This window comes from Zemynaea arenosa (genome assembly GCF_004614185.1).
In the GTDB taxonomy this organism is placed as follows: domain Bacteria; phylum Pseudomonadota; class Gammaproteobacteria; order Burkholderiales; family Burkholderiaceae_D; genus Telluria; species Telluria arenosa.
On record NZ_SPVF01000236.1, the window covers coordinates 22105 to 28540 of the forward strand.

Here is a 6436-nt window from a genome sequence, read left to right on the forward strand (position 1 = left end):
TGAGAAGGGGTGGACGAAATGGGGTGGACGGGGTCATCAAATCAGCGGCTCGCCGGATTCAGGCGCGAGTAGCCGGGAATACTCTTGTAGAACGACTCCAGCGGATTGCTGCCGAAGCCCAGTTTCGACAGGCCATTCAGCTCCAGCTGGAAGAACATCGGCGTCGACACGGTCTGCGCCGCGGTCACAAAGCGCTGGGCGCCCATGCGGAACACCCAGCAATCCGCCTTGTATTCGAGACCGACCAGGCTCTCGAGCAGCTTGCGGTCGCGCAGCGAATAGCTCACGCGGCCCACGCCATACCAGCGCGCCGCGATCGGCCACTGGCTCGACACGTCCAGGTTCTTGTAGCTGTCGCGCGTGTAGCGGTACTCGGCGTTGATCACCTTCTTGTCGCCGGGCGTCCACTGCACGCCGTAGTTGGCGTTGTAAACCTGGTGCGTCGCACCGTTATATTGTATCGCGCTGTCGAAATTCCAGGCCGAGGTCACCCGCCCGCCGGCCGCCAGCAGCAGGTCGGAGCGGCGCTCGGTGTGCTCGGTGTTGTCGAGGAAGACGCGCGGCGTGTGGATGTAGAAGCGCTGCCCGACCGCGAGGCGCAGGCGCTCGGCACCATTGCTCTCGATGAAGCGCGACACCAGCGCCGCCGTCACCTGGTTGGCGTCCGCGATGCGGTCGTTGCCGATGAAGCGGTTTTCGGTGAACAGCTGGGCGAAGCTGAAGCCCGCCTCCGCCGAATCGAAGTTCGGGAAATCGCGCTGGTCGCGGTACGGCGTGTACACGTAGAACACCCGCGGCTCCAGCGTCTGGGTGACGGACTGGCCGAACAGGCGCGCCTCGCGCTCGAACACCAGGCCGGAATCCAGCGAGGCCGTGCCCAGGGTGCGCGAATACTGCTTCTGGTACGGGTTCATGCCCGTGCGTTCGAGGTTCCCGTCCAGCTGGTAGCGCGTCGCGTTGAGCAGCAGCTTGGGCGTGATGAAGAAGCCCGGACGGATGATCGGGTACGACACCTGCGGCTGCACCACCTCGCGCGTGCCGCGCACCAGGGTCGGATGGTCGAACCGGGTCACCTCGGAGTCCACCGCCCAGTCGAACCCATTGACGTCGTAGCGGCCCGCGTGGAAGTTCACCTGCGGCAGCCGGTCGTACGGCCGCGGCACCGTCAGGCGCGGGTCTGCCGCGGCGGCCGGGTCCTGCAGCACCTGCCAGCCCTGCGCCCGCGCGGACAGGCTCCAGAACTGAGTGCTGTAGTCGGTGCGCAGCTCGCGCAGCAGCTGGCGCTCGGCCGAGTTGTTAATCGACTTGGAGAAGTCGGACGGGTACAGGTCGTCCGACGCCGCGCGCGCCACCCAGCCGTAGCTCCAGCCGGGCACCAGCACCTGCGCGTGCTGCGAATTCACCAGCCAGCGGGACGTGTTGGTCTGCTTGTCGTGGTGAAGGTATTCGAGCGCGGTTTCGCCGTTGTAGGTGCCGCTCGCGGTCTCGCCCAGGTAGCGGCCATCAAGCAGGATCTGCACGCCGCGCGAGAGCATCAGGCGCGGCGCCACGGTCAAATCGCGGTTGGGAGCGATGTTGAAGTAGTACGGCACCGTCAGTTCGCCGCTGCCCTTGGCGCCCAGGCCCACCGATGGTGGCAGCCAGCCAGAACGCCGCGCGCCCGACAGCGAGAACGACATGCCCGGCGCACCGAGGATCGGCACGCCCTTGAAGTACACCCACGTGCTGGTGGCCACGCCGACGTCGCGGCCCTGGTCCAGCGTCAGCCGGGAAGCGGTCAGGTACCAGTCCGGATTCGGCCCCTCGCAGGTGCTGTAGGTGCCCTGCGAGACCACGGCCTGTTCGTCGTTGAGGAATTCCAGCCGGGTGGCGCGGCCCTGCGCGTTGTTCATCTCCAGGTGGTACTGGGGCTTGAGCACCCAGCCCTGGCCGGTCGACATGTTCAGCTGCAGCTGGTCGCCCGCATAGCGGTCGCCAAAGCGCTGCATCTGGATGTGGCCTTGAGCGGTGACTTCGTCTTCCACCGCGCGGTAGCAGGCGGTGTCGCCCTTGATGCGGGTCTGGCCGCGCGTGATTTCGACATCGCGTTCGAGGTTCAGCTGGCGCTCCGGGCGGCCGGTGACTTCCTCCGCGCGGATCACGATCGGGGCGTCCGGGTCGTCCGTCTGGGTGCGCTTGGCCGGCGGCGTCTGGGCGTGCGCCGCCCCTGCCACGGCAGCAGCGATGGCAGTGAGAGCAAAGGCCCGGCGTGGCGGGATCGGTGAAGCCGGAAACCAGGTCATGTAGCAGCGCGAGTTAGAACCATCTCGGACGATTTTTCAGAACGAATCCCGTATTATATGGGAATAGCCAATTTTTCCCGATTCTCTCAGCTTCGCTTAATTAATGTCTTTTTCGCATTCCCCCTCCCCGTCTCCCGCCACGCCCGACCAGCGCCTGGCCCAGCTGTCTACCTGGCTGGCGACCACTGGCCTGGTGCAGGTCGAGACCCGGCGCCCGGCCTCCGCCGACGCGAGTTTTCGCCGCTACTTCCGCCTTGACGTGGTGCCCGAGATGCGCGAAAAGCTCGGCGCCACGCTGGTCGCGATGGACGCGCCGCCCGAGCGCGAGAACGTCCCCGCCTTCATCCACGTGGACGGTTTGCTGCGCGATGCCGGCGTGACCGTGCCCGCCATCGTGGCACGCGACGTGGACAACGGCTTCCTGCTGCTGTCGGACCTGGGTACCACCACCTACCTGCAGCGGCTCGACATCGACAACGCGCCCTTCATGTACTCGGACGCGGTGGATGCGCTGATCAAGTTCCAGCTCGCGAGCCAGCCCGGCGTGCTGCCGGAATTCGACCGTGCCTTCGTGATGCGCGAGCTGAATATCTTCCCTGAGTGGTATGTGGAACGCCACCTGGGCGTGCAGCTGGACGACAAGCAGACCGCCACGCTGCAGGGCGTGTTCGACACCATCGCCGCCAACGTGCTGGCGCAGCCGCAGGTCTATATGCACCGCGACTACCACTCGCGCAACCTGATGTGGCTTGACCAGGGCAACCCCGGCGTACTCGATTTCCAGGACGCGGTGTATGGCCCCGTCACCTACGACCTGGCTTCGCTGCTGCGCGACGCCTACGTGCAGTGGGACGAGGAAGTGGTGCTGGACTGGGTGGTGCGCTACTGGCAGCGCGCCAAGCAGGTCGGCCTGCCGGTCGATCCGGACATCGACAACTTCTACCGCGACTTCGAGTTCATGGCCCTGCAGCGCCACATCAAGATCCTCGGTATCTTCTGCCGCCTGAACTACCGGGACAACAAGCCGAACTACATGGGCGACTTGCCCACGGTGCTCGACTATGTGCGCAAGACCTGCAACCGCTACGGCGCGCTCAAGCCGCTGCTCAAGCTCCTCGATTCGATCGAGGCCCGCGCGCCCGATGTGCGGTACACCTTCTGATCGCTATACCTTCTAACTTCTCCGAGTGCCGATGAAAGCCATGATCTTTGCCGCCGGGCGCGGCGAACGGATGCGACCCCTCACGGATACCTGCCCCAAGCCCCTGCTCACCGTGCGTGGGCGGCCACTGATCGTGTGGCAGATCCAGAACCTGGTGAAGGCCGGGATCACCGACATCGTCATCAACCACTCGCACCTCGGTCACATGATCGAGGAAGCGCTGGGTGATGGCAGCAAGTTCGGCGCGCGCATCCAGTACTCGCACGAACCGGAGCCGCTGGAGACGGCGGGCGGCATCGCCAAGGCGCTGCACCTGCTGGGGGATGAACCGTTCGTCGCGGTGTCGGGCGACATCTACTGCCCCTACTTCGACTACCGGCAGGTGCTGGACGTCCTGCATGACAAGGATATCTTCGGCCACGAGCACGCCAAGGACAAGCGCGACATCGCGTGGCTCTACCTGACGCCCAACCCGTGGCACAACCCGAACGGCGACTTCGCGCTCAAGATGTACACGCTCTCCAACACCGGTGAGCCGAAGTGGAACTTTGCGGGCATTGGCGTGTACCGGCCGGAGATGTTCGAGGACATCACGCCGGGCGAGCATGCCAAGTTCGCGCCGCTGATGCGCAAGTTTATCGACCAGGGCCTGGTCGGCGGCGAAATCTACGATGGCGAATGGGTCAACGTGGGCACCGAGCGGCAGCTGGAGGAACTCAACGCGCCACTGGGCGCCAAATCGGCATGAGCAGCACGCCGCTCACGGTCCCGGCCAGCGTGTACGCAGACCGTCGCGCGCGGCTGGCCGCGCAGATGCAGCCGGGTTCCGTGGCCCTCATCGCCACCGCGCCGGAAGTGCCGCGCAATGGCGACAGCGAGTACCCCTACCGCTTTGACAGCTCCTTCCATTACCTGACCGGCTTCGGCGAACCGGAAGCGCTGCTGGTGCTGCGCGCCGATGGCCGTGCGGTGCTGTTTTGCCGCCAGAAGAATCCCGAGCGCGAGATCTGGGATGGCTTCCGCTATGGTCCTGACGCGGCGCGTGTGGAATTCGGCTTCGATGAAGCACATCCGATCGACGAACTCGATGCGCGTATGCCGGACCTGCTGGCCGATTCCAGCGCGGTGTACACCACGCCGGGCGCCAATGCACAGCTGGACCGCAAGCTGCCCGCGTGGCTGGATGCCGTACGCGCGCGCGCGCGCGCCGGCGTGGCGGCGCCGGAATCGCAGCACAACCTGCGCACGCTGCTCGATGAAATGCGGCTGCTGAAGGACGCCACCGAGCAGGCCATCATGCTGCGCGCGGCCACCATCAGCGGTCACGCGCACGCCCGCGCCATGCGCGCCACGCGGCCCGGCATGTACGAGTACGAGATCGAGGCCGAATTGCTGCACGAGTTCCGCCGCCATGGCTCGCAGTACCCGGCCTACACGTCCATCGTGGCGTCCGGCCCGCACACCTGCGTGCTGCACTACCACGCCAACAACCGCCAGATGCTGGATGGAGAGCTGGTGCTGATCGACGCCGGCTGCGAGCTGCATGGCTACGCGTCCGATGTCACCCGCACCTATCCGGTCAACGGTGTGTTCAGCGGGCCGCAGCGCGAGCTCTATGAGCTGGTGCTGGCCGCGCAGGCCGCGGCGCTGGCGGCCATCCAGCCCGGCCGCAAGTACAGCGACGTGCACGATGCGGCGCTGCAGGTGCTGGTGCAGGGCATGATGGACACCGGCCTGCTGGCGCGTGGCGACGTGGGCGAGGCCATTGCCACCCGCGCCTACCTGCCCTTCTACATGCACGGCACCGGCCACTGGCTGGGCATGGACGTGCACGACGTGGGCCTCTACCGCGACTTCCGCGCCGAGGGGCGGCCTTCGCGGCCGCTGCAGCCGGGAATGGCGCTGACGGTGGAACCGGGCATCTACGTGCGGCCCGGCGAGGGCGTGCCGGAGCAGTTCTGGAATATCGGCATCCGCATCGAGGACGACGTGATCGTCGGCGACAGCGGCTGCACCATCCTGTCCGCGGCTGCGCCCAAGAGCGTGGCGGACATCGAACATTTGATGAGGCAACGATGAGCAGCACCACGCTTCCCAACATCGACGTCGGCATTTGCGGCGCAGGGCCGGTGGGCATGGCGCTGGCGGTGATGCTGGCCAAGCGCGGCATCGCGCCGGAGCGCATTGCCCTGATCGACGGCAAGCCGTTGGAGGCTGCGGTGGCCGATCCGCGTTCGATCGCGGTGTCCTGGGGCAGCCGCTTGCTGCTGGAGGAGGCCGATGCGTGGCCGGTGCCGGGCACGCCGATCCATGAGATCCACGTGTCGCGGCGCGGCTACTTTGGCCGCAGCATGATGACTCGCTCCGAACACAAGGTGGAGGCGCTGGGCTACGTGGCACGCTATGGCGATGTGGTCTCGTCGCTTGCCAGTGCGTGCGCGAAGCACGGCATCAAGACCCTGCGGCCGGTGCGCGTGCAGGCAGCGGAAGAAGGCGCGGACTGCGTGCGCCTGTTTTTGGACGACGGCAGCACGCTGGATGTCGCCATCGCCGTGCAGGCCGAGGGCGGCGTGTTTGGGGAACAGGAGCAGCGTGCGAAGCAGCGCGACTACGGCCAGACCGGCGTGATCGCGCGCGTGACCGCGTCCGCGCCGGTGCCCAACCGCGCCTTCGAACGCTTCACCGACACCGGGCCGCTCGCCCTGCTGCCGCAGGATGGCGCGGACGGGCATGGCTATGCGCTGGTGTGGTGTGTGCCGCCGGGCCGCGCGGCCGAGCTGCTGTCGCTGGACGATGCGGCCTTCCTGCGCGAGCTGGGCGAGGCCTTCGGCACACGGCTGGGGCGCTTCACGGCGATCTCGCCGCGCGTGGCGTTCCCGCTGGGGCTCAATGCGGAGGCGCCTGCGTCCGCGCGCAAGGTGGCGATCGGGAATGCGGCCCAGACCTTGCACCCGGTGGCGGGCCAAGGCCTGAACCTGGGCCTGCGCGACGC

5 protein-coding genes are annotated in these 6436 nt (G+C 66.8%); 4 read left to right on the forward strand and 1 reads right to left on the reverse strand.

Translation table 11 applies throughout. The features are described from left to right. Positions 1 to 41 precede the first annotated feature (41 nt). Positions 42 to 2282, reverse strand: a complete 2241-nt coding sequence (locus E4L96_RS18595; protein ID WP_135208704.1) for an LPS-assembly protein LptD — start codon at positions 2280 to 2282, stop codon at positions 42 to 44. Positions 2283 to 2385: 103 nt separating this feature from the next. On the opposite strand from E4L96_RS18595, the gene E4L96_RS18600 reads away from it, so the two are divergent. The 4 genes from E4L96_RS18600 to E4L96_RS18615 all read left to right on the forward strand — a co-directional run. Continuing rightward, entirely contained in the window at positions 2386 to 3444 is a 1059-nt protein-coding gene (locus tag E4L96_RS18600) for an aminoglycoside phosphotransferase family protein (RefSeq protein WP_135208705.1), read from the forward strand. Between the two features lie 31 nt (positions 3445 to 3475). Next, on the forward strand, positions 3476 to 4192 hold the full coding sequence (murU, locus tag E4L96_RS18605) for an N-acetylmuramate alpha-1-phosphate uridylyltransferase MurU (protein ID WP_135208706.1): 717 nt from the start codon (positions 3476 to 3478) through the stop codon (positions 4190 to 4192). Further along, entirely contained in the window at positions 4189 to 5523 is a 1335-nt protein-coding gene (pepP, locus tag E4L96_RS18610; protein ID WP_135208707.1) for a Xaa-Pro aminopeptidase, read from the forward strand. Before murU ends, pepP begins: the two co-directional genes overlap by 4 nt. Beyond that, on the forward strand, positions 5520 to 6436 hold a 917-nt coding region (locus tag E4L96_RS18615), incomplete at its 3' end, for a Rossmann-fold NAD(P)-binding domain-containing protein (protein ID WP_135208708.1). The genes pepP and E4L96_RS18615, both read left to right, overlap by 4 nt.

Excerpts from the sequence above, each read along its gene's own strand:
- E4L96_RS18595 (WP_135208704.1), bottom strand. The coding sequence starts at position 2,282 with ATGACCTGGTTTCCGGCTTCACCGATCCCGCCACGCCGGGCCTTTGCT.
- E4L96_RS18600 (WP_135208705.1), top strand. The coding sequence starts at position 2,386 with ATGTCTTTTTCGCATTCCCCCTCCCCGTCTCCCGCCACGCCCGACCAG.
- murU (WP_135208706.1), top strand. The coding sequence starts at position 3,476 with ATGAAAGCCATGATCTTTGCCGCCGGGCGCGGCGAACGGATGCGACCC.
- pepP (WP_135208707.1), top strand. The coding sequence starts at position 4,189 with ATGAGCAGCACGCCGCTCACGGTCCCGGCCAGCGTGTACGCAGACCGT.